Source organism: Curtobacterium sp. Leaf154, assembly GCF_001424595.1.
Lineage (GTDB): Bacteria > Actinomycetota > Actinomycetes > Actinomycetales > Microbacteriaceae > Curtobacterium > Curtobacterium poinsettiae.
Genome location: NZ_LMOS01000001.1, coordinates 349,181 through 372,191 on the forward strand (window position 1 = coordinate 349,181; position 23,011 = coordinate 372,191).

General features: G+C 69.6%; 17 protein-coding genes. 11 read left to right on the plus strand and 6 right to left on the minus strand.

Annotation, left to right across the window (positions count from 1 at the left end):
- Window positions 1–378: 378 nt before the first annotated feature.
- From ASF75_RS01665 to ASF75_RS01675, 3 genes are read left to right on the plus strand one after another with little or no spacing between them, the layout of a single operon-like run.
- Window positions 379–2,025, plus strand: a complete 1,647-nt coding sequence (locus tag ASF75_RS01665) for a glycosyltransferase family 2 protein (protein ID WP_017886079.1) — start codon at window positions 379–381, stop codon at window positions 2,023–2,025.
- Window positions 2,018–3,580: a glycosyl hydrolase gene (locus tag ASF75_RS01670; protein WP_156463743.1), complete on the plus strand. Its 1,563-nt coding sequence runs from the start codon at window positions 2,018–2,020 to the stop codon at window positions 3,578–3,580. Before ASF75_RS01665 ends, ASF75_RS01670 begins: the two co-directional genes overlap by 8 nt.
- Window positions 3,577–5,004, plus strand: a complete 1,428-nt coding sequence (locus ASF75_RS01675; protein WP_056068455.1) for a UDP-glucose dehydrogenase family protein — start codon at window positions 3,577–3,579, stop codon at window positions 5,002–5,004. The genes ASF75_RS01670 and ASF75_RS01675 overlap by 4 nt, the downstream gene beginning before the upstream one ends.
- Before the next feature lie 342 nt (window positions 5,005–5,346).
- Here the strand turns inward: ASF75_RS01675 and glnA are convergent, their stop codons facing one another.
- Entirely contained in the window at window positions 5,347–6,771 is a 1,425-nt protein-coding gene (gene glnA / locus ASF75_RS01680) for a type I glutamate--ammonia ligase (RefSeq protein WP_017886082.1), read from the minus strand.
- Between the two features lie 142 nt (window positions 6,772–6,913).
- Here glnA and ASF75_RS01685 point away from each other — a divergent pair, with 142 nt between their 5' ends.
- On the plus strand, window positions 6,914–7,369 hold the full coding sequence (locus ASF75_RS01685; RefSeq protein WP_017886083.1) for an RDD family protein: 456 nt from the start codon (window positions 6,914–6,916) through the stop codon (window positions 7,367–7,369).
- Window positions 7,370–7,849: 480 nt separating this feature from the next.
- On the opposite strand, the gene ASF75_RS01690 is transcribed toward ASF75_RS01685, so the two are convergent.
- Complete coding sequence (locus ASF75_RS01690) at window positions 7,850–8,566, minus strand: DUF4191 domain-containing protein (protein ID WP_031259256.1); 717 nt, start codon at window positions 8,564–8,566, stop codon at window positions 7,850–7,852.
- Window positions 8,567–8,693: 127 nt separating this feature from the next.
- On the opposite strand from ASF75_RS01690, the gene ASF75_RS17935 reads away from it, so the two are divergent.
- A complete protein-coding gene (locus ASF75_RS17935) occupies window positions 8,694–9,563 on the plus strand; it encodes a hypothetical protein (protein ID WP_056068457.1) in 870 nt (289 codons plus the stop codon).
- Window positions 9,564–9,650: 87 nt separating this feature from the next.
- On the opposite strand, the gene sucB is transcribed toward ASF75_RS17935, so the two are convergent.
- From sucB to ASF75_RS01710, 3 genes are all read right to left on the minus strand, one after another.
- Complete coding sequence (gene sucB, locus ASF75_RS01700) at window positions 9,651–11,159, minus strand: 2-oxoglutarate dehydrogenase, E2 component, dihydrolipoamide succinyltransferase (RefSeq protein WP_056068459.1); 1,509 nt, start codon at window positions 11,157–11,159, stop codon at window positions 9,651–9,653.
- Between the two features lie 73 nt (window positions 11,160–11,232).
- Complete coding sequence (gene lpdA, locus ASF75_RS01705) at window positions 11,233–12,606, minus strand: dihydrolipoyl dehydrogenase (RefSeq protein ID WP_056068461.1); 1,374 nt, start codon at window positions 12,604–12,606, stop codon at window positions 11,233–11,235.
- 156 nt (window positions 12,607–12,762) lie between these two features.
- Window positions 12,763–14,253 (minus strand): leucyl aminopeptidase, encoded by a 1,491-nt coding sequence (locus ASF75_RS01710; RefSeq protein WP_056068463.1) that lies wholly within the window; start codon window positions 14,251–14,253, stop codon window positions 12,763–12,765.
- Between the two features lie 76 nt (window positions 14,254–14,329).
- On the opposite strand from ASF75_RS01710, the gene ASF75_RS01715 reads away from it, so the two are divergent.
- From ASF75_RS01715 to ASF75_RS01735, 5 genes are all read left to right on the plus strand, one after another.
- The gene (locus ASF75_RS01715; protein ID WP_042537031.1) at window positions 14,330–15,259 is read left to right on the plus strand and encodes a proteasome assembly chaperone family protein; all 930 of its coding nucleotides are present in this window, start codon (window positions 14,330–14,332) and stop codon (window positions 15,257–15,259) included.
- A gap of 159 nt (window positions 15,260–15,418) precedes the next feature.
- Window positions 15,419–16,738, plus strand: a complete 1,320-nt coding sequence (locus tag ASF75_RS01720) for an MFS transporter (protein WP_042537033.1) — start codon at window positions 15,419–15,421, stop codon at window positions 16,736–16,738.
- Between the two features lie 121 nt (window positions 16,739–16,859).
- Window positions 16,860–18,221, plus strand: coding sequence for an RNA polymerase sigma factor (locus ASF75_RS01725; RefSeq protein ID WP_414835787.1), 1,362 nt, complete (start codon window positions 16,860–16,862; stop codon window positions 18,219–18,221).
- 6 nt (window positions 18,222–18,227) lie between these two features.
- Window positions 18,228–19,487, plus strand: coding sequence for a MurT ligase domain-containing protein (locus ASF75_RS01730; protein ID WP_056068465.1), 1,260 nt, complete (start codon window positions 18,228–18,230; stop codon window positions 19,485–19,487).
- Entirely contained in the window at window positions 19,484–20,257 is a 774-nt protein-coding gene (locus ASF75_RS01735; RefSeq protein WP_056068467.1) for a type 1 glutamine amidotransferase, read from the plus strand. Before ASF75_RS01730 ends, ASF75_RS01735 begins: the two co-directional genes overlap by 4 nt.
- A 133-nt stretch (window positions 20,258–20,390) precedes the next feature.
- Here ASF75_RS01735 and ASF75_RS01740 read toward each other — a convergent pair whose 3' ends face one another.
- Window positions 20,391–20,615 carry a hypothetical protein gene (locus ASF75_RS01740; RefSeq protein WP_017886093.1) on the minus strand — a complete coding sequence of 75 codons (225 nt, stop codon included), beginning with the start codon at window positions 20,613–20,615 and terminating at the stop codon, window positions 20,391–20,393.
- Window positions 20,616–20,782: 167 nt separating this feature from the next.
- Between ASF75_RS01740 and ASF75_RS01745 the strand changes: the two genes are divergently transcribed.
- A complete protein-coding gene (locus ASF75_RS01745) occupies window positions 20,783–22,909 on the plus strand; it encodes a DNA gyrase/topoisomerase IV subunit B (RefSeq protein ID WP_056068469.1) in 2,127 nt (708 codons plus the stop codon).
- Window positions 22,910–23,011: the final 102 nt, after the last annotated feature.

Below are 23,011 nucleotides of genomic sequence, written 5' to 3' on the forward strand. Positions count from 1 at the left end.
TCGGAGCCGTTACCGGGCCGTGACCGAACTCCCACCGGACCGCCAGGGGACCTTTTCCGACGTCCCCCGACACGCCCGGTGACCTCCTGCTGACCTGGGCTTTCCGTCGGAGTCGGCCCGTGCCTCCAGGCCGCACCTGTTGCCCATCCGGACGACGGTCGTCGGAACAGTGGTCCGCAGGAGTGCTGTCAGCACGACGGGGGACTGCTCCGACCGGCCGAGAGGGGGACCGGTGTGTACCCCGTAACACGCCCGTAACGCCCCCGGACGGGGGTCGCGTTGCGGCGGCCCCCAGGTTCTGCATCAATGGCATCACCCGAACCGCCCTGATTCCCCGATGAAGCGGAATCTCCACCTCGAACGTTGAAGCAGGGATCAGTGTTCACCTTCATTCTGCAGATCAGGCAGATGGTCGAAGGCCACCCCGAGTTCTACCTGTTCGCCGTGTACTCCGCGGTGATCTGGTTGCTCTGGTTGCTCAAGGTCGTCATCTCCGCCCGCTACCGCCCCTTCACCGGCACCTTCGTCGGTACCACCAGCGTCGTCGTCCCCGTCGTGGACGAACCGCTCGACCTGTTCCGTGACGTCATCGGCCGCATGGTCGAACAGCGGCCCGGCGAGATCATCGTCGTCATCAACGGAGCCCGCAACGAGGCGCTCGAAGAGGTCTGCGACGAGTTCGCCCCGCTCGTCCGCTGGACCCACACGCCCATCCCGGGCAAGCGGAACGCCGTCAAGGTCGGCACCGAGATGTCCAACGGCGACATCACCGTGCTGGTCGACTCCGACACCGTCTGGACGCCCGGCGCGCTCGAGGAACTCCTCCGGCCGTTCGCCGACGAGTCCGTCGGCGGTGTGACGACCCGGCAGCGCATCCTTGAGCCGGAGCGCAGCTGGATCACCCGCTGGGCCGACTGGCTCGAGAACTCGCGGGCGCTCTACTCGATGCCGGCACAGAGTGTCCTCGGGCAGATCGGCTGCCTGCCCGGGCGCACCATCGCGTTCCGCCGGAGCATCCTCATGCGGGTCATGGACCGGTTCATGCACGAGAAGTTCATGGGCGTGTTCCTCGAGGTCTCCGACGACCGCACGCTGACGAACCTCACCCTCAAGGAGGGGTACCGCACCGTCTACCAGTACACGTCGCTGGTCTACACGGACGCCCCGCTGCAGGTGAAGAAGCTGTTCAAGCAGCAGCTCCGCTGGGCGCGCGGCTCGCAGTACAACACGCTGCGGATGCTGCCGTGGATGCTCGGCCACGCCCCGATCCTGGCGGCGTTCTTCATCACCGACATCATCCTGCCGTTCATGCTCTTCGGCGTGATCGCGGGCTGGATCTACCGCGCCTTCACCGGCCAGGGCGAGAACCTGTACCAGGGCATCCTGTCGCAGTACGGCTTCTCGACCGGCTTCGTCTACGTGGCGGCGCTCATGGTGATCTCGAGCGTGCTGAGCATGGCCATCCGCCAGATGCGGCACCTGTCCGAGAAGCCGAGCGACTTCTTCCGCCTGCCGATGTTCATCATCGTGTCGACGTTCTTCCTCATGCCGATCCGGCTCATCGGCTTCTTCCGCCTGGCGCACGCGTCCGGCTGGGGGACCCGTGCCGGCGCCTACGCCGGTGGTCCGATGCAGGAGGAGCCGGCGGACGCCGCCCAGCCGTTGTCGTCCACCGCGCAGGTGCCGGTCAGCCCGATCGACGCGGAACGTGCCCGGATGGCCGGAGCGGGCGCAGGTCCGTCCGGTTCGGGCTCGGGCTCGGGTTCGCCGTCCCCGCTCGAGACCGTCGACCAGGTGGCCGTCGACCGTGCGTTCGACGAGCTCTTCGGCGCCGACGCGGCGACCAACTCCACCACCACCGTGCTCGCCACCCGTCGCGAGGCCGCAGCCGCGGTCGCGCAGCAGGAGGCACAGCGAGCAGCTGCGCCGGCTCCCGCCCGAGCCCGCCGCTACAACCCGTACGCAGCGATCCCGTACGTGATCGGCATCGCGATCTTCGCCCTGGAGGCGTTCCTCATTGTCTGACTTCATCCGTTCCTCGAGTACTTGGTGGGCGCAGTCCAGCAAGCACGCCCGCCGGACGGCCATCGGCACGACGGCCATCGTGCTCGCCCTCGGCCTCATCACCTGGTCGGTGTGGATCTCGCCCTCCGGTCCCGTCTCCACCGCCGTGCACCAGGCGCTCGGCGTCGAGGCGCCGAAGGCCAAGAAGGTGTCCGCCGCCGAGCTGCAGACGCAGCTCGACGCCGCCCAGGAGCGCATCTGGTCGCTCGAGGGCAAGCTCGACTCCCGCACGGCCCAGGCCGGGTCGCGCGGTGACCAGATCACGGAGCTCAAGGCGCAGATCGCGTCGCTCCAGTCCCAGCTCGGTGCCGCGAAGAGCTCGGGAGGCTCGTCCAAGGTCGACGCCGCGGGTTCCGGCAACAACGGGTCGGGCTCCGGCGGATCCGGCGCGGGTTCCGCCGGCGGGTCCGGGTCGGGTCCGTCCGACAACGGGTCCGGCAGCGGTTCCGGATCCGGCAACGGATCCGGCTCGGGCAGCGGTTCCAAGCCGAACCCCGGCCCCTCGACCGATCCGGGGGCCACCCCGGTCGTGACGCCGACGAAGGCCGAGATCCTCGGGCAGCAGTCGCGCTGGTACGGCCTCTACACCGCGCAGTCGCCGTTCAACTGGGCCGAGTACGACGAGGTCTCCCAGCAGGTCGGCACCGCGTCGAACATGACCGGCTTCTTCCAGGGCTTCGACCAGGAGTTCAACGCCACCGCGGTGCAGCGCTCCTGGGCCAACGGCCGCGTGCCCCTGATGACGTGGGAGACGGTGCCGGCGCAGACCAGCAACGACCAGAAGTACGTCCCCGGGTACACCAACGAGGACATCTCCGGCGGATCGTTCGACGCCTACCTGACGAAGTACGCCAAGGCGCTGAAGGCCAACGGACAGCCGATGGTCATCCGTCTCGACCACGAGATGAACGGCTCCTGGTACAACTGGTCCGAGGGTGACGCGCAGAAGAACCCGGCCGGCTCCTACGTCAAGATGTGGCAGCACGTGCACGACGTCTTCCAGGCGAACGGTGCGAACAAGTACGTCATCTGGGACTGGTCCCCGAGCCGCATCGACAAGCTCGGCAACCCGAAGTACCAGACGCTCGACTACATGCGGCAGTACTACCCGGGCTCGGACTACGTGGACTGGGTCGGCATGAGCGGCTACTACCGCGACGCCGACGAGCAGCCGTCCTTCGCGAACACGTTCGGAGCGACGCTCGCGCAGCTCCGCCAGATCGCGCCGGGCAAGGGCATCATGCTCAACGAGATCGGGGCGACCGAGACCGGCACCAGCGTCGCGAACCCGCAGAAGACGCAGTGGATCGACTCGCTCTTCGACGCGCTGGCAGACCCTGCCAACAAGGACATCGTCGGCTTCGCGTACTTCAGCGAGACGGCGACCACGATCATCGACGGCAAGCGCACCACGAACGACTGGCGTCTCAACTCCCGCGCCGATTCCCTCAAGGCCTTCGCCGAGGGCATCAAGCGCAACGACATCGACTACGACCTGCAGGAGGTCACGCAATGAGCGAGTCCAAGAAGTCGACCGCATCGGCCGACACCCGTCCCGCACCCGTCATCAGCGTCATCGGCACCGGCTACCTCGGTGCCACCCACGCAGCCGCCATGGCCGAGATGGGCTTCGAGACGATCGGTGTCGACATCGACCCGTCGAAGCTCGCCGCGCTGTCCGCCGGCGAGGTCCCGTTCTTCGAGCCCGGGCTCCCCGAGCTCATCACGAAGCACGTCGCCAGTGGCAAGCTCCGCTTCACCGCCGACATCGCCTCGGCCGTCGCCGCCGCGGACGTCCACTTCGTCTGCGTCGGCACCCCGCAGAAGGCCGGATCGCACGCCGCGAACCTGGCCTACGTCGAGAGCGCCACCCGCGGTGTCGCCGAGAACCTCACCCACCCCGGGCTCATCGTCGGCAAGTCGACGGTCCCGGTCGGCACGGCATCGCGGCTCCGCGGCATCGTCCGCGAGTTCACCCCCGCCGGCATCGAGGCGGAACTCATCTGGAACCCCGAGTTCCTGCGCGAGGGCAAGGCCGTCGAGGACACGCTGCACCCGGACCGCCTGGTCTGGGGCGGCGCGTCCGAGGCTGCCGACGCCGTGATCCGCGAGGTCTACGCCGCACCCATCAACGAGGGCACCCCGGTCATCACCACCGACCTCGCCACCGCGGAGCTCGTCAAGGTCAGCGCGAACGCGTTCCTCGCCACGAAGATCTCGTTCATCAACGCGATCTCCGAGATGTGCGCCATCACGGGCGCCGACGTCTCCACGCTCGCCGACGCCCTGGGCCACGACGCCCGCATCGGCCGGAAGTTCCTGAACGCCGGTCTCGGCTTCGGCGGTGGCTGCCTGCCGAAGGACATCCGGGCCCTCATGTACCGCGCCAACGAGATCGGCGCCGGACAGGTCGTCGGGCTCATGCAGCAGGTCGACGAGATCAACATGGGGCAGCGCCAGCGGGTCATCGACATGGCGATCGACTCGGCCGGGGGATCGGTGCTGAACCGTCGCGTGGCCGTCATCGGCGCCGCGTTCAAGCCCCTGACCGACGACGTCCGTGACTCCCCGGCGCTCAACGTCGCCGCTGCGCTGCACCTCCGCGGCGCCCAGGTGACGCTCTGGGACCCCGAGGCGATGGAGCCCGCGAAGCGCTCGTTCCCGACGCTGAGCTACGCCGAGTCGATGACGGACGCGATCGAGGGCGCCGACGTCGTCCTCGTGCTCACCGAGTGGGACGACATCATCACCGCCGACCCGGTCGCCCTCGGTGATCTCGTCGGCCGCCGCGTCGTCATCGACGCGCGCAACTGCCTCCCGGTCGCCGACTGGGTCAAAGCGGGGTGGACCGTCCGTTCCCTGGGACGTCCCACGCCGGTCACGGGTGCACCCGTGAGCGTCGCAGCGGGGACGAACGACGCGTTGGCCACGAGCCGCTAGTCACCGTTCGCGAGACGGGGTCCGTGCCGGGCGGCTCGGGCCCCGTTCCCGTGCGCCCGGGGGCGCCTGGTCTGTCCGGGCGTCCATGGTCGGAAGTTCTGACCAGGGACGCCCGATTCCGCTTCCCAGTCCAGCTGGGATGGGAAGGAACGTGCGTCGCGACCAGCCTGGAGGCCCGGTGCCCGCCCGCCGGACCGGCACCGGGCCTCCAGGCGGTCGCGTCCGCACCCCGCGCCGAAGCGACACATTCCTGCGGATGGTTCGCGGCACACCGTCGCTGTCGCGGCACAGAGGAAGGGCCCCGCACCTGATGGTGCGGGGCCCTTCCTGTGTCAGCGGGACTCAGACGCCGAAGTACAGCTCGTACTCGAACGGGTGCGGGCGCTGGGCCAGCGGGAGGATCTCGTTCTCACGCTTGTAGTCGATCCAGGTCTGGATGAGGTCCTCGGTGAAGACGTTGCCCTTCGTGAGGAACTCGTGGTCGGCCTCGAGCGCGTCGAGCGCTTCGTCGAGGGACCCGGGGACCTGGGGGATGCCCTTTGCCTCTTCCGGCGGGAGCTCGTACAGGTCCTTGTCGACCGGCTCGTGCGGCTCGATGCGGTTCTGGATGCCGTCGAGGCCCGCCATCAGCTGCGCGGCGAAGGCGAGGTACGGGTTGCCGGAGGCGTCGGGCGCACGGAACTCGATGCGCTTGGCCTTCGGGTTCGTGCCCGTGATCGGGATGCGGATCGCTGCCGAGCGGTTGCCGGCCGAGTAGACCAGGTTGACCGGGGCCTCGAAGCCCTTGACCAGACGGTGGTACGAGTTGATCGACGGGTTCGTGAAGGCGAGCAGCGCCGGGGCGTGCTTCAGGATGCCGCCGATGTACCAGCGGGCGAGGTCCGACAGACCGCCGTAGCCGTTCTCGTCGTAGAAGAGCGGCTTGCCGTCCGACCAGAGCGACTGGTGGGTGTGCATGCCCGAACCGTTGTCACCGAAGAGCGGCTTCGGCATGAAGGTGGCGACCTTGCCCCACTGGTCGGCCGTGTTCTTGACGATGTACTTGAACTTCAGGATGTCGTCCGCGGCGTGGACCATCGTGTCGAACTTGTAGTTGATCTCCTGCTGACCGCCGGTGCCCACCTCGTGGTGCGAACGCTCGAGCTCGAAGCCCGCGTCGATCAGCTTGAGGGTGATGTCGTCGCGCAGGTCGGCGGTCTTGTCGACCGGCGACACGGGGAAGTAGCCGCCCTTGTAGGGGGTCTTGTTGGCGAGGTTGCCGCCCTCTTCGTCACGACCGGTGTTCCAGGCGCCCTCTTCGGAGTCGACCGCGTAGAACGACTCGTTCTGCGTGACCGAGTAGCGGACGTCGTCGAAGATGTAGAACTCGGCCTCGGGGGCGAAGAACGCGGTGTCCGCGATGCCGGTCGACGCGAGGTACTTCTCGGCCTTCTTCGCCACCTGGCGCGGGTCGCGGCCGTAGATCTCGCCGTTCCGCGGGTTGTAGATGTCGAAGATCATGATGAGCGTACGCTCGGCGCGGAACTGGTCGACGTACGCCGTGGTGACATCGGGGATCAGCTGCATGTCGGACTCGTGGATCGACGCGAAGCCGCGGATGGAGGAGCCGTCGAACAGCTGGCCGACCGAGAAGAAGTCCTCGTCGACGGTGGATGCCGGGATGTTGAAGTGCTGCTGCACACCGGGCAGGTCCGTGAAGCGGATGTCGAGGAACTTGACGTCGGTGTCCTTGATGAAGGCCAGGACCTCGGAGGAATCGCTGAACATGGGGCCGATCTCCAATGGGTTGGGTGATGTCGGAGGCACCGGTCAAGGCACCCTGCGACGAGGCTATTGACACGGGGTTTCCCGGACATGACTGTTTTGTTTCGGGCGTGTTACGCCCAGGTGGTCGCCTACGCTGGGGACCATGGCCCGCAGCACCTCCAGTCCGTCCGCGCCCTCCGAGCACCCGGACGGGTGGCCGGGCAAGGACCTCGGGCTGCCGGAGGAGGGGCCCCGCAGCGTCGGGCGCATCGGCCGCCGCGTCGTGGCGCTCCTGATCGACGGCGCCCTGGCTGACCTCGTCGCCTACGTCACCGGCGTGTGGTCACCGGTGAACGGGTCCGGCGACATCGCACACACCTGGATCCAGCTCGCGATCTTCGCCGTCCTGCAGATCCTGTTCATCTGCCTGCTGTCCGGGTCGTTCGGGCACATCTGCGTCGGCCTGCGGGTCGTCCCGATGCGTGGGGGCTACGTCGGGGTGTGGCGGCCCGTCGTCCGGACCGTGCTGCTCTGCCTGGTGGTGCCGGCGCTCATCATCGACCGTGACAGCCGCGGAGCGCACGACCGCATCGCCGGGACGGTGCTCGTCCGACGCTGATCGCGGGTGCCGCGGGTTGCCGCGGCCGTGTGGCGCGCGGGCCGTGGCTGTCTGCACGGTGCGAGGTTGATCGTCCGGTGCGAGGCTGCGTACTCCGTGCGCCTCCCGTCCCCTCGCACCGAGTAGGCAACCGCGCACGGTGCGAGATTGCGCCGGGCCTCCACCGCAGGCCCTCGCACGGTGCGAGTTTGTACGCCGGCCTTCGCACGGTGCGAGGTTGCGCGCCGGGCCTCCACCGCCGGACCTCGCACCGTGCGAGGTTGCTCATCTGACGTGAGCTTCCCTGCTCCGTGCGCCGCCGGAGACCCGCACCGAGCTGGCAACCTCGCACGGTTCAGCGAAGGTCGCACCGTGCGGACCCGTGCGGACCCGTGCGGATCCGTGCGAACGCCGCAGCCCGCACCCGCCGTCACCCCACGTCCACACGAAGACGCCCCCGACCAGGATCGGTCGGGGGCGTCTTCGTGTGTTGCGGCTGGGTCAGCGCGGCCGTCCGGCACGGGCACGCATCGGGTCCATGCCCTTCGGGATCGAGGCCGCGGGGCTCTGCGTCAGCGAGTCGAGACGGTTCGCGACCGCCAGGACCTCGTTGCGGTTGAGCGACTTCTTGAGCTTGTTCATGGCACGGGGCAGCTTGTGCAGCGTCAGGCTCTCGCCGGAGCCATCACCGACGTGCAGCACGTGCACGGCGACGTTCGGCACGATGCGCTGGACCTTGCGGCGCTCCTCGTCGAGCTGACGGCTGAGGTTGCCGCGCTGGCCCTCGGTGATCAGCACGACACCCGGGCGACCGACCGCGCGGTAGACCGCGGACTGGGAGCGACCGTGCACCGCGACCGGCATCTCGCTCGAGCGCCACTGCCGACGGAGCGAGTTCGACAGCACGGCGCCGACGGCACCGGGCTGGCCTTCGATCTGCGAGTAGGCGGCACGTTCAGCGAGGCGGGTGAGCACGATCAGGAAGAGCAGCACACCGAGCAGCACACCGGCGACGATCCACAGGACGACCGCGAGCCAGTTCTGCCCCGGCAGGAGCAGTGCCAGCAGGACACCGAGGACGACCGGAACGACGAAGGCGAGGGCGAACCACCAGACCGACGACGGGTCGGCCTTGCGGGTCATCTGGAAGACCTGGAACATCTGCTTGAGACGCCCCGGCTCCTTCGCCTTCTTGTCTGTGGAAGAGCTGCGTGCCATGGGAACAGGATACGGCCTCCGTGCGCCGGGGGAGACCGCCGCATGTCCGGCTGTGTGCGAACACGTCTTGTCCACAGGTGGTGCCGCACAGCCTGGAGGCCCACCACACCCCGCCACGCTGGTCACCATGGAGACGAGGACCGACCACCGCCCGGATCGCTGGATCGCGACCGGTGACGACACCGACGTGCTCACCTGGGTCGCCGACCGCTCCGCTGCCGCCGAGCGGCACCTCGTCCCGGTGGCCGCAGTCGGCAGGACCCGGACGGGGTGTCTCGGGGTCGACCTCGAGCGGCCGACCGGCACGCCGCTCGTGGCGGCGCTCGATCGGCTCGGCACGCCGACCACCGGCGTCGCGGTCACGCTGTCGGTGCCGCTCCTGGAACTCCTCGTCGCCGTGCACGACGGCGCCGTCCTGCTCGGTTCCGCCGGCATCGACGACGTCCTGGTCGACGACTCGGGCGCCGTCGTGCTCTGCGACCGCCCGACGAACGCGTCGAACGCGTCGAGCCCGACGAACGCGACGAACCCGACGAGCCCGACGAACGCGACGAACCCGACGAACGCGACGAGCCCGACGAACGCGACCCCGACGCGCACCGCGCACTCGACGGACGCCACCCGGACCCTCGTCCTCGCAGCCCGGACGGTCTGGGACCGCGTCGACCCGGCCGATCCCGCACAGCGACCGGTGCTCGACGCGCTGCAGGACGCCCTCGACGGCGACGACCGAACCGCGCGGTCGGCTCCCGAGCTGGTCCGCGCAAGTGCAGCACCCCGCCCGTTCCGGTGGACGCCGGTGCCGAGCGACCTCGTCTTCGCCGAGTCGCCGACGGCGACTCGGCAGGACGGGCTGCTCGAGCGCCTCCGCGACGTGGTCGAACACGGCGTCCCGCTCGGAACCGATCGACGACTCCCGCTCCGCCGCGTGCTCGTGGGACTCGTGGTCGCCGTCGGGTCGGTGGTCGCCGCCCTGACCCTGCTCGGGGGTGGGTGACGCGACTGGTGACGCCGAACCCACCCGGAACGGGAACGGCCCCGGCTCCCACGAGGGGAACCGGGGCCGTCGGCCGTGCTGCTGGGATCAGTACCCGAGGTTCGGGGCGAAGTTGCCCTCTTCGAGACGGTTCTTCACCGCGACGAGGTACCGCGAGGCATCCGCACCGTCGATGATCCGGTGGTCGTACGACAGCGCCAGGTAGACGAACGAGCGGATGGCGATGGCCTCCTGGCCGTCGACCTTCACGACCGCCGGACGCTTCGTGACGATGCCGGTCCCCAGGATCGCCGACTGCGGCAGGAACACCACGGGGGTGTCGAACAGCGCGCCGCGCGAACCGGTGTTGGTCAGCGTGAACGTGCCGCCGGCGAGCTCGTCGGGCTTGAGCTGGTTGTTCCGGGTGCGCTCGGCGAGGTCCGCGATGGACTTCGAGAACTGCGCCAGGTCCAGCGAGGCCGCGTCCTTGATGACCGGGGTCAGCAGGCCGCGCTCGGTGTCCACCGCGATGGAGACGTTCTCGGTCTCCGGGTAGACGATCTCGTCGCCCTCGACCGTGGAGTTGATCTTCGGGTGGGCCTTCAGTGCCTCGGACGCCGCGAGGGCGAAGAACGGCATGAAGGAGAGCTTCGAGCCGGTCTTCTCGAGGAACTCCGCCTTGTGGGCGTCGCGGAACTGCGCCACCTTCGTGACGTCGACCTCGACGACGCTCGTGAGCTGTGCGGTCGAGGTCATCGACTGCACGGCACGCTCGGCGACGACCTTGCGCAGCCGCGTCATCTTCTCGCGGGTGCCGCGCAACGGCGACACCTCGGCGACGAACGGGCCGGACGCGGCAGCGGTTGCTGCTGCAGCCGGGGCGGCCGGGGCCTTCTCGGCGGCGGCGAGGACGTCCTCCTTGCGGATGCGCCCCCCGACACCGGAACCGGTGACCGTGGACAGGTCGACGCCCTGCTCGTTGGCGAGCTTGCGCACCAGCGGGGTGACGTAGCCGGAGGCTGCGCCGTCCTGCGTGGGGTTCGGGACCGCGGCGGCGGCCGTGGTGCTCGGCGCGGACGCCGGAGCTGCTGCCGGAGCGGCCTGGGCCGGAACGGCTGCCGGCGGAGCGGCCGCGGGCGGCGGGACGGGTGCGGCGGCCGGGACCGGCGCTGCGGCGGGCGGCGCAGACGGTGCCTGCGGGGCAGCGGGCTGCGTCTGACCGGCGGGGGCGGGCTCGGGCTCGGGCTCGGTGGGCTCCGGCGCGGGGGTCTCGGCCTCCTGCTCGGTGCTCGGAGCGGCCTCGGGCTCCTCGGCTTCGGCAGCGGCGGCGTTGGCGTCGTCGGAGTCGGACGAGTCCGAACCGCCGTCGGACGAACCGGAGCCGTCACCGATCTTCACCAGGGCGGTGCCGACCTCGACGGTCTCGTCCTCTGGCACGAGGATCTCCTCGACGACGCCGGCGATCGGCGACGGGATCTCGGTGTCGACCTTGTCGGTCGAGACCTCGAGCAGCGGCTCGTCGACCTCGACCCGGTCACCGACGTTCTTCAGCCATCGGGTCACCGTGCCCTCGGTGACGCTCTCGCCGAGCGCCGGGAGGTTGACGGATTCGCTCATCGGGTGGACTCCTCTTCGCGGGGGATTGCAGTGGTTGTAGATGTCATTGTCACAGTGCGCTTGCCGGTGCCGGTCACAGCGCGTGCAGCGGCTTGCCCGCGAGGTGCAGGAACGCCTCGCCGAGGGCTTCGTTCTGGGTCGGGTGGCCGTGCACCAGGGGAGCGATGTCCTCGGGGTAGGCCTCCCAGTTGACGGCGAGCTGGGCTTCACCGATGAGCTCACCGACGCGGGCGCCGATCATGCTGACACCGACGACGGGGCCGTCCACGACGCGCACGACCTTGACGGAGCCGGAGGTCCCGATGATGTGGCTCTTGCCGTTGCCGGCCAGGTTGTACTCGTACGAGTCGACCTTGTCGGCGCCGTACTGCTCCTCGGCCTTGGCCTGCGAGAGTCCGACCGACGCGACCTCGGGGTCGGAGTAGGTGATCTTCGGGATGTTCTTGTCCTCGATGACCACCGGGTTGAGGCCGGCGATCTCCTCGGCGACGAAGATGCCCTGCTGGAAGCCGCGGTGCGCGAGCTGCAGGCCGGGGACGATGTCGCCGACGGCGTAGACGTTGGGGATGTTCGTGGCGAGACGCTCGTTCGTGGTGACGAACCCGCGGTCCATCGTCACGCCGACCTCGTCGTAGCCGACGTTCTGCGTGACCGGGCCACGGCCGACGGCGACGAGCAGGACGTCACCGTCGAAGGTCTTGCCGTCCTCCAGCGTGACGACGACGCCGTTCTCGTGCTGCTCGACGCCCTGGAACCGGACACCGAGCGAGAACTCGATGCCGCGCTTGCGGAACGCACGCTCGAGCTGCTTCGACATCGACTCATCCTCGGCGGGGACCAGGTGCGGCAGGCCCTCGACGATGGTGACCTCGGCACCGAAGGACTTCCAGACGCTGGCGAACTCGACGCCGATGACGCCGCCGCCGAGGATGACGACCTTGTTCGGGACGTAGTCCATGCGGAGCGCGGTCTCGGAGGTGATCACGCGGCCGCCGATCTCGAGCCCCGGCAGGGACTTCGAGTAGGAGCCGGTCGCGAGCACGATGTTATTGCCGGTGACGGTCTGGTCGCCGACCTGCACGGTGTTCTGCGAGGTCAGACGGCCCCAGCCCTCGACCACGGTGATGCCGCGGGCCTTGATCAGACCCTGCAGGCCCTTGTACTTGGAGTTGATGATGCCCTGCTGGTAGTCGATGACCTTGGGCACGTCGACACCGGCGAACTCCGCGACCACGCCGTACTTCTCGGCGTCGCGCGTCGCGTCGGCGACCTCGGCCGCGTGCAGCAGTGCCTTCGTCGGGATGCAGCCGCGGTGCAGGCACGTCCCTCCGAGCTTGTCGCCCTCGATGAGCGCGACGCTCATGCCGAGTTCGGCGGCCCGGAGCGCAGCGGCGTACCCACCACTCCCGCCACCGAGGACAACGACGTCGTAAGTCTGTTCCGTCACCTGGTGCAACTCCCTCGTGCGTGTCGGGCCGATCGGGCCCTACGTGGACACCGCGGAGGGCGGCGTCCGACGGTCGGACCGCGTGGTTCCGGTCCCGTCCCGTGCAGTACCGGTGGGAGGCGCGTCAGTGCGCCGTTCCCACCGGTACCAAACCTACTACTCGGACTGGAGGTCTTCTGCGAGGGCGATGAGCGTCCTGACCATCACGCCCGTCGCACCCTTGCCCAACCAGGCGTACCCGCCGCCCTTGTTCTCCGACGGACCCGCGATGTCGAGGTGCGCCCAGGGGACACCCTCGCCCGCGAAGCGCTCGAGGAACTTGCCCGCGAGCAGCATGCCGCCGGCGGGGTTGCCGACCGTGGCGTTGACGATGTCGGCGACGTCGCTGGACAGCCGGGCCTCGAGCTCCTCGGGCAGCGGCATCGGCCAGATCGGCTCGGCGACGCCCTCGGCGACGGCGCGGACCTTCGCGACGAGGTCGTCGCTGCCCATCAGGCCGGTCGTGCGGTCGCCGAGCGCGACGACCTGGGCACCGGTCAGCGTGGCGACGTCGACGAGCGCGTCGGGCTGCTCGAGCGATGCGGCGGCCATCCCGTCGCCGAGCACCAGGCGCCCCTCGGCGTCGGTGTTGGTGACCTCGACCGTGGTGCCGTTCTTGAGCGTCAGGACGTCGCCCGGGCGGGTCGCGGTGCCGGAGGGCATGTTCTCGGCGAGGGCGAGCCATGCGGTCACCCGTACGTCGAGGCCCAGGCGGGCGGCGGCGACGGTCGCGGCGAGCACCGTGGCGGCACCGGTCATGTCGGTCTTCATCCCGAGCATCGATGCCGCGGGCTTGAGCGAGAGGCCGCCCGAGTCGAAGGTGATGCCCTTGCCGACCAGGGCGAGGTGCTTCGTCGCGGACTCCGGTGCGTACCGGACGACGACCAGACGCGGAGGCCGGGCGGAACCGCGGCCGACGCCGAGGATGCCGCCGAAGCCCTGCTCCTCGAGCGCCTGCTCGTCGAGGACCTCGACCGTGAGCGGCAGGTCCGAGGCGAACCCGGTCGCGACGTCGGCGACGTCCTGCGGCCCGAGGTCACCGGCGGCGGTGTTCACCAGGTCGCGCACGAGCGACGCGGCGTCGGCGACGATCGCCGGGCGCACCGCGGCGTCGGCGGCGACGTCGGCGGGGGCGACGACCTCGATGCGCTGGTCGCCACGGGCCGGGGCCTTGGTGCCGGTGCCCTTGTGGCGCGTGAAGGCGTACGCGCCGAGCGCCGCGCCCTCGAGGGCGGCGTCGACGAGCTCGGCGGAGTCGGTGGGCAGTGCCAGCGTGATCGAGTCGACGCGGGGGAGCTGTCGGACCGCGCTGCCTGCGGCTGCACGGATCGCGGCGGCGCCCGTGGCGGAGCCGAGGCCGATCAGCGCGACCGACTTCGCCCCGACACCGGAGGCGGGGAGTCGGACGAGCTGGTCCTTCGCGCCGGTGACCCCGATCGCGGCGAGGTCGAGGTCGGCGAGGGCGTCGACCGCTCCCAGGGCGCTGGGCGCGAGGGAAGCGGCGCTGTCCGCGTCGCCGGAGGATCCCGGACGGACCCCGACGACGAGGACGTCGGCGGTGGTGGTCTCGGGGGGTGAACTGGTGGTGGAGAGCGTCGGTCGGACCATGCCCCAACCCTACCGACGGCCTGTTCGCTGTCGGCGTCGTCGTCGCGCACGGGGGACGTCGGGGGCCCCGCCTAGCATGGGGACGGTGAACCACCCTGAGGAGCTCTACACGTTCGACGCGGACGCCCCGACCGTCCCGGCGGGGTTGCACCTGGTCGCCGGGCTGACCGGGTTCGCCGATGCCGGTTCCGCCGTCGCACAGGTGACGAACTCGATCCTCGAGGACCTCGACACCGAGCTCGTCGCCGAGTTCGACCCCGACGTGCTGCTCGACTGGCGTGCCCGTCGTCCGGTCATCACCTTCGAGCACGACCACATCAGCGCCGTCGAACCGCCCCGTCTTGCACTGCACCTGGTGCGCGACGAGATCGGCCAGCCGTTCCTGTTCCTGTCGGGCTACGAGCCGGACTTCCAGTGGAACCGCTTCGTCCGCGCCGTCACCGGGCTCGCCGCCGACCTGCAGGTCGCCGACACCACCTGGGTGCAGTCGATCCCGATGCCGGTCCCGCACACCCGTCCGATCAGCCTCACCGTCTCGGGCACCCGGGCCGACCTCGTCGAGCAGATGAGCGTCTGGAAGCCCGAGACCCAGGCACCGGCGAACGTCCTGCACCTGGTCGAGCACCGCCTCGCCGAGACGGGTGCGCAGGTGACGGGGCTCGTGCTGCTCGTGCCGCACTACCTGTCAGACACTGAGTTCCCGGACGCCGCCGTCGCAGCGCTCTCCGGCATCGCCGCCGCGACCGGACTGATCTTCCCGACGGACGCCCTGCGCGAGTCGGGTCGCGAGTTCCTGACGCGCGTCGAGGAACAGGTGGCCGGCAACGCCGAGCTGCAGCGCCTGGTCTCCGTGCTCGAGGAACGGCATGACACCTACATGGAGGGCAACCCCGTCGCGTCGCCGCTCACCGGCGTCGACGGCGAGGTGCCGACCGCCGACGCGATCGCCGCCGAGCTCGAGCGCTTCCTGGCCGACCGGCGCACCCAGGGCGACGCGACCGACTGACCGTCGCGTCGGATCAGGACGCTCCGACAGGACGGCCTGGAGGCTCGGTGCGGGCCCGCACCGCGCCTCCAGGCCGTTCCGTCGTCACCTGCACGACGTGACCCGCGTTCGCGACGGCTGTCGCGTATCGACGTGGGAACGCGTCGGTAGCCTGGTCCGGTGAACTCCCGTCGTGCCTTCCTGATCTGGGGCGTCGCGGTCCTCGCGTACGTCCTCGCCGTCGTGCAACGGTCCTCGCTCGGAGTGTCCGGCGTCGACGCGCAGGACCGGTTCGCCGTCTCGGCGGCCGTCCTGTCGACGCTCGCCGTGGTGCAGATCGCCGTCTACGCGGGGCTGCAGATCCCGGTGGGGATCGCGCTCGACCGCGTCGGACCGCGTCGGCTGGTGCTCCTCGGTGCCGCACTGCTGGTCGTCGGACAGGCGATCGTCGCGGTGTCGCCCTCGATCGGGCCGGCCATCGCGGGGCGGGTGCTCGTCGGGGCCGGCGACGCGATGACCTTCATCTCGGTGATCCGCCTGGTGCCGATGTGGTTCAGCGGTCGGATCCTGCCGCAGATCTCCCAGTGGACGGGCAACCTCGGGCAGATCGGCCAGGTCCTGTCGGCGTTCCCGTTCGCCGTGCTCCTGCACTCGGTGGGGTGGACCCCGGCGTTCGGCGTCGCTGCCGCGGCCAGCGCGGTCGGTCTGGTGCTCGCCGCCGTGTTCGTCCGGAACGGTCCGGTGCCGGTGCGGACCGACACGATCCCGCTGCCGCACTCGTGGGGTGCCGCGTTCAGCACCTTCGGGCACGCGCTCCGGCGCCCCGGCACACAGCTCGGGTTCTGGTCGCACTACGTCACGCAGTCCTCGGGCACGGTGTTCTCGCTGCTGTGGGGCGTCCCGATGCTCCGGGGACTCGGGTACTCCCCGGGCGAGGCGGCGGGCTTCCTCACGATCATCGTGGTGGTCGGGTTCGTCGCCGGTCCGGTGCTCGGCGTGCTCTGCGCACGGTTCCCGATGCGCCGGTCGAACCTGGTGCTCGGCGTGGTCGTGCTGCTCGCGGTGCTCTGGACGGCGATCCTGCTCTGGCCCGGGCACCCGCCGACCTGGCTGCTCGTGCTGCTCGTCGTCGCGATGGGCATCGGCGGACCCGGTTCGCTCATCGGCTTCGACTTCGCCCGGACCTTCAACCCGGTCGGCTCGCTCGGCTCGGCGAACGGTGTGGTGAACGTCGGCGGGTTCCTCGCGGCGTTCGTGATGATGTACCTGATCGGCGTCGTCCTCGACGTGGCGGCGCGGGCATCGGGCACCACGGTGTTCGCCTGGGAGAACTTCCGGATCGCCCTCACGGTGCAGTACGTCGTGGTCGGGTTCGGCGTCGGGATGCTCCTGCACGCCCGCCGCCGGACCCGTCGGGTGCTGCACTCGGAAGAGGGAATACGCGTCGGACCACTCTGGGTTGCACTCGTTGCACGCCTGCGGAGGCGGCACGTGCAATAATGATCACGGACCCGTTCGGGACCCCTGTCTGTCGGAGCACTTCGGTGCGCCGGTGAACTCGGGGGACTTGACATGGGTCCTAGTGCTGCCCGGAACGGTAGGACTCGTACGACGCGGGGGACTGCGGCGCGGGACCTGGGCGGCGAGGGAAGCCACGACCCCACGAACGTGGCACGACGAGAGAGGTGATCGCATGGCTGCCCGGAGCACGACGATCGATCCCACGAAGGACACCGAGCCCGAGGGCGCTGTGGCAGAGGACGCCACCGCCACCGAGGGCACCGCAGCGCCGAAGAAGCGCGCCACGAAGGCCCCCGCCACGAAGGCCCCCGCCACGAAGGCCCCTGCCAAGAAGGCGCCTGCCAAGAAGGCAGCACCCAAGGCGAAGAAGACCGACGCCGTCGACGAGGCCATCGCCTCGGACGAGCCGGTCGAGGAGCCGACCGACGAGGCCGACGACACCGACGACAAGACGGCCAAGCCGGACGCCGCTGCCGCGGTCGCCGCCGGTGCGCTCGTCATCTCGCAGACCGACGACGACGAGGCACCGGTCTACTCCACGACCATCACGGGTGCCACCGCCGACCCGGTGAAGGACTACCTCAAGCAGATCGGCAAGGTCGCCCTGCTCAACGCCGAGCAGGAGGTCGAGCTCGCGATGCGCATCGAGGCCGGCCTGTTCGCCGAGGACAAGCTGCAGCACTCGACGGGGCTGTCGAAGCCCGCCGAGCGTGAGCTGCGCTGGGTCGCCCGTGACGGTCAGCGTGCGAAGTCGCACCTGCTCGGCGCGAACCTCCGTCTGGTCGTCTCGCTGGCCAAGCGCTACACCGGTCGCGGCATGCAGTTCCTGGACCTCATCCAGGAAGGCAACCTGGGCCTGATCCGTGCGGTCGAGAAGTTCGACTACACCAAGGGCTTCAAGTTCTCGACCTACGCGACCTGGTGGATCCGTCAGGCCATCACCCGCGCCATGGCCGACCAGGCCCGCACCATCCGCATCCCGGTGCACATGGTCGAGGTCATCAACAAGCTCGCCCGCGTGCAGCGCCAGATGCTGCAGGACCTCGGTCGCGAACCCACTCCGGAAGAGCTCGCACGCGAGCTCGACATGACCCCGGAGAAGGTCGTCGAGGTGCAGAAGTACGGTCGCGAGCCGATCTCGCTGCACACGCCCCTGGGTGAGGACGGCGACTCCGAGTTCGGTGACCTCATCGAGGACACCGAGGCGGTCGTGCCGGCCGACGCGGTGGGCTTCACGATGCTGCAGAAGCAGCTCGAGAGCCTGCTCGACTCCCTGTCCGAGCGCGAGGCGGGCGTCATCCGCATGCGCTTCGGCCTGGGCGACGGCCAGCCGAAGACCCTCGACCAGATCGGTGACACGTTCGGCGTGACGCGCGAGCGCATCCGTCAGATCGAGTCCAAGACGATGGCGAAGCTCCGCCACCCGTCGCGGTCGCAGTCGCTGCGCGACTACCTCGAGTAAGCCGGCATGCGCTTCTTCATCCCGATCCTGATCGGGCGGATCCTCCGTGCCCTCGCCCGTGCGCGGGGCGGTGGATCCGCCTACCCGGGGTTCATCGTCCTGAAGCTCGTGCCGGACTTCCTGCAGCACGTGACGAAGCAGTTCCCGAACGGCGTCGTCTTCGTGCTCGGTTCGAACGGCAAGTCGACGACGACGCACATGATCTCCGACATCGTCCGGGCCCACGGGCTCCGTGTCTTCACGAACCCGTCGGGCGCGAACCTGCCGCAGGGCATCGCGTCGGCCCTGCTGTCCGAGGTCTCGCTGACCGGCCGTCTCAAGGCGGACATCGGCATCCTCGAGGTCGACGAGGCCTTCGCGGTGGAGCTCGCCGGCATCCTGTCGCCCTCGACGGTGACGATGCTCAACGTGCAGGTCGACCAGCTGTACCGGTTCTTCGAGACCGAGCGTGTGGCGACGATGATGCTCGACACCGCCGCACTGTCGACGGCGAACGTCATCACGAACCACGACGACCAGTTCCTCGACGGCTACAGCGGCACCCCGGGGCAGCGCGTCCTGCGGTTCGGTGCGAGCGACGAGGTCATCGCCGCAGCGCCGAACGGCCTGCAGAACGCCGACTCGTTCGACGCCGGTGACCGTGCCCAGCACACCGCCGACGCCGAGGTCGTGGCCCACACGGGCGACGGCGCGACGATCCGCTTCGACGGTGCCGAGATCCCGCTCCGTCTGCCCGCCCGCGGCCTGCACTACGCGGTCGACGCCGCCGCGGCCACCGCGACGGCGAGTGCGGCCCTCGGTGCGCAGTTCCGCGCCGACGCCGTGACGAAGGCCTTCGGCACGATGAAGCCGGCCTACGGCCGTGGCGAGCGGCTCCCCATCGCGGGCGAGTCCGCCGAGTTCACGATGTTCAAGAACGCCGCGAGCCTGCAGCTCAACCTCGACGCCCTGCCGGACCAGCCCGAGCAGGTCCTCATGGCGATCGACGAGGGCACGCCGGACATCTCCTGGATCTACGACATCGACTTCTCGAAGCTCGACCACGTGGACGTCGTCTCGGGCGACAAGGCGTGGCAAATCGCGATCGCGCTCGAGCATGCCGGTGTCCGCATCGGCCGGGTCGAGCCCGACGTCGAGGCTGCCATCAAGCACATGGAGCAGCTCGGTTCGACGACCCGCGGGACGAAGAACTTCATCGTCAACTACGAGATCATGATGATCGCCCGCAAGGCCCTCGGCCACCCGGACATGGAGAAGACCGCATGACGGCCGACCGGCTGACCATCCTGCACGTCTACCCCCGGCAGATGGGTGTCTCGGGCGACCGCGGCAACGTCGCGGCGCTGGTCCGACGTGCGGCCGCCGCGGACATCGAGACCCAGGTCCTCGAGTACGCGCCCGGTGACGACCTGCCGACCACGGCGGACGTCGTCGTGATCGGCAACGGTCCGCTCAGCGCCATGCGTTCCCTGGGCGACGACGTCACACGCATCGGCGGGGCGCTCCGCGCGTTCGCGACCGATGGTGTGCCGGTGCTCGCCGTCGGCGGTGGGTTCGACCTCGCGACGAACGAGGTCGTACCGACCGAGGGCGCGCCGGTCGCGGGCTTCGGCGTGTTCGACGCGCGAGCAGTCCGCGGCGCCGATCGCCGCGTGAACTACTTCGTCCTCGAGACCCGGTACCCGCTGCTCCCCGGAGCACCGAAGCGTCTCGCCGGCTTCGAGGACCACGCCACCCGCATCGAGCTCGCAGCCGGGGTCACCCCCTTCGCCGACGTCGTCTCCGGCGGCGGCAACCAGGCCGGCTCCCCGGTCGAGGGCGCGATCGCCGGGAACTCCTTCGGCACGCACACCCAGGGTCCGGTCCTGCCGCTCAACCCGCAGCTGACCGACGGTGTCCTCGCCGCAGCCGCCGCACGGCTGGGCCGCGAGTACGCGCCCGACGCGGAGCAGACGGCGACCATCGACCGCTACGCACGGGAAGCGCGCGCCACGGTCGACCGCTACGTCGACAAGGCGTTCAAGCGCATCGCCTGACGCACGAAGCAGAAGGCCGGGTCCCGACGGGACCCGGCCTTCGTCGTGTCCGCGCGTTCTGAGCCGGGCTGCAGACGGACAGGAGGCGCGGTGCCAGCTGGCACCGCGCCTCCTGTCTGCGTGTCGGTTGCGACTACTTCGACTCGTAGAGTCGGCTGCTCTCGTCGTGCCACTCGATGGCGGTCGCCGCGAGCTTGTCCTTGAACTCGGCGCCGTGGTGGGCGCAGAAGTAGAGCTCGCCGCTCGACATGGTGGCTCGGATGTAGGCCTGCGCCCCGCAGCTGTCGCAACGGTCGGCGGCGGTCAGCTGGTGGTTGCTGACTTCGTCGATGGAGGGGTCCTGCACGGTCTGGGTCATTGCTGTGCTCCTCACGGATCGCAGGTGGTGCCGGGTGGTTGCACCATTTCAACACGTGATGCCTGGGAGCGACGCATTGTCGCGGCCTGTTTCGCTCAGCGCGGATCGGATGGCCCCAGTGCGAGTGTCCACACGGTGCTGTCGGTGCCGCTCGGTAAACTCCGACGGTGAGCTCCGACTACTCCGCACGCCATCTCTCCGTCCTCGAAGGGCTCGAGGCGGTCCGGAAGCGGCCGGGCATGTACATCGGGTCGACGGACTCCCGCGGCCTCATGCACTGCCTGTGGGAGATCATCGACAACTCGGTGGACGAAGCCCTGGCGGGACACGGTGATGAGATCGGCGTCGTGCTGCACGCCGACGGCTCGGTCGAGGTCCGCGACACCGCCCGCGGCATCCCCGTCGACGTCGAACCGAAGACCGGCCTGACCGGGGTCGAGGTCGTGTTCACCAAGCTGCACGCCGGTGGCAAGTTCGGCTCCGGGTCGTACGCGGCCTCGGGCGGGCTGCACGGCGTCGGGGCCTCGGTCGTGAACGCGCTGTCGGAGCGCCTCGACGTCGAGGTCGACCGTGGCGGCAAGACCTACGCCATATCGTTCCACCGCGGCGAGCCCGGCATCTTCGACGACCGCAAGGGCATCGGCCCGGACGCCCCGTTCGCGCCCTTCACGTCGGGCAGTGAACTGCGTGTGGTGGGCAAGGTCAAGAAGGGCGTCACCGGTTCCCGGATCCGGTACTGGGCGGACCGCCAGATCTTCACCGCCGACGCCCGGTTCAGCACCGACGACCTGGTCACCCGTGCACGCCAGACGGCGTTCCTCGTGCCCGGGCTCGGCATCACCATCACCGACGAGCGCGCTGCGTCGATCGACGCCGCTGCCGCCCGTGCCGAGGCGACGGGCACCACCGTGGCTGCCGGCCCGGTGGTCGAGCGGTTCCGGTACGAGGGCGGGATCGGCGAGTTCGTCGAGCACCTCGCCGTCGACAGCCCCCTGACCGACGTCTGGCGTGTGCAGGGCACCGGGACCTTCACCGAGACCGTGCCGATGCTCGACGACAAGGGCCACATGGTCTCCACCTCGGTCGAGCGCGAGTGCGAGGTCGACCTGGCACTCCGCTGGGGCAGTGGCTACGAGACCGTGTTCCGCAGCTTCGTCAACATCATCGCGACGCCGAAGGGCGGCACCCACCAGGCTGGGTTCGAGTCCGGTGTCGTGAAGGCCGTCCGCGCCCAGGTCGAGGCGAACGCCCGCAAGCTCAAGGTCGGGCAGGACAAGCTCGACAAGGACGACGTCCTCGCCGGCATGACCGCCGTGCTGACCGTGCGGTTGCCCGAGCCGCAGTTCGAGGGGCAGACGAAGGAGATCCTCGGCACCCCGGCGGTCCGCAAGATCGTCGACCAGGTGGTGTCGAAGCGCATCACCGAGATCCTGACCTCGACGCAGCGCACCGAGAAGGCGCAGTCGGCCGCCCTGCTCGAGAAGGTCGTGTCGGAGATGAAGACCCGCATCTCGGCGCGGGCGCACAAGGAGACCCAGCGGCGCAAGAACGCGCTCGAGAACTCCTCGCTGCCGACGAAGCTCGCGGACTGCCGCTCGCAGGAGACCGAGGGCACCGAGCTCTTCATCGTCGAGGGCGACTCGGCCCTGGGCACCGCGAAGCTCGCGCGCAACAGCGAGTACCAGGCGCTGCTGCCGATCCGCGGCAAGATCCTCAACGTGCAGAAGGCGTCCGTGTCGGACATGCTCTCGAACGTCGAGTGCGCGTCGATCATCCAGGTCATCGGTGCCGGTTCGGGTCGGACGTTCGACATCGACCAGGCCCGCTACGGCAAGATCATCATCATGTCCGACGCCGACGTCGACGGCGCCCACATCCGCACACTGCTGCTGACGCTGTTCTTCCGGTACATGCGGCCGATGATCGAGCAGGGCCGGGTCTTCGCCGCCGTGCCGCCGCTGCACCGGGTCGTCGTGGTGAACCGCGGCAAGCCGAACGACACGCTGTACACGTACTCCGAACAGGAGCTGCAGACGGTGTTGAAGAAGCTCGAGAAGACGGGCAAGAAGTACCAGGAGCCGATCCAGCGGTACAAGGGCCTCGGTGAGATGGACGCGGACCAGCTGGCGGAGACCACGATGGACCGTGCGCACCGAACCCTGCGCCGGGTGAACGTGACCCACGCCGAGGGCGCTGCGAAGGTGTTCGAGCTCCTGATGGGCAACGACGTGGCGCCGCGCAAGGAGTTCATCCTGGCCGGCGAGGGCCTCGACCGCGACCGCATCGACGCGTAGCGGCGCGGCGGCAGCCTGAGTCTCGGTGCCGCCAGAGCGACACCGTGCCGCCACCGTGCGCGGTCCGTGCTGCCGAAGCGACAGTGTCCCGCGAACTGTTCG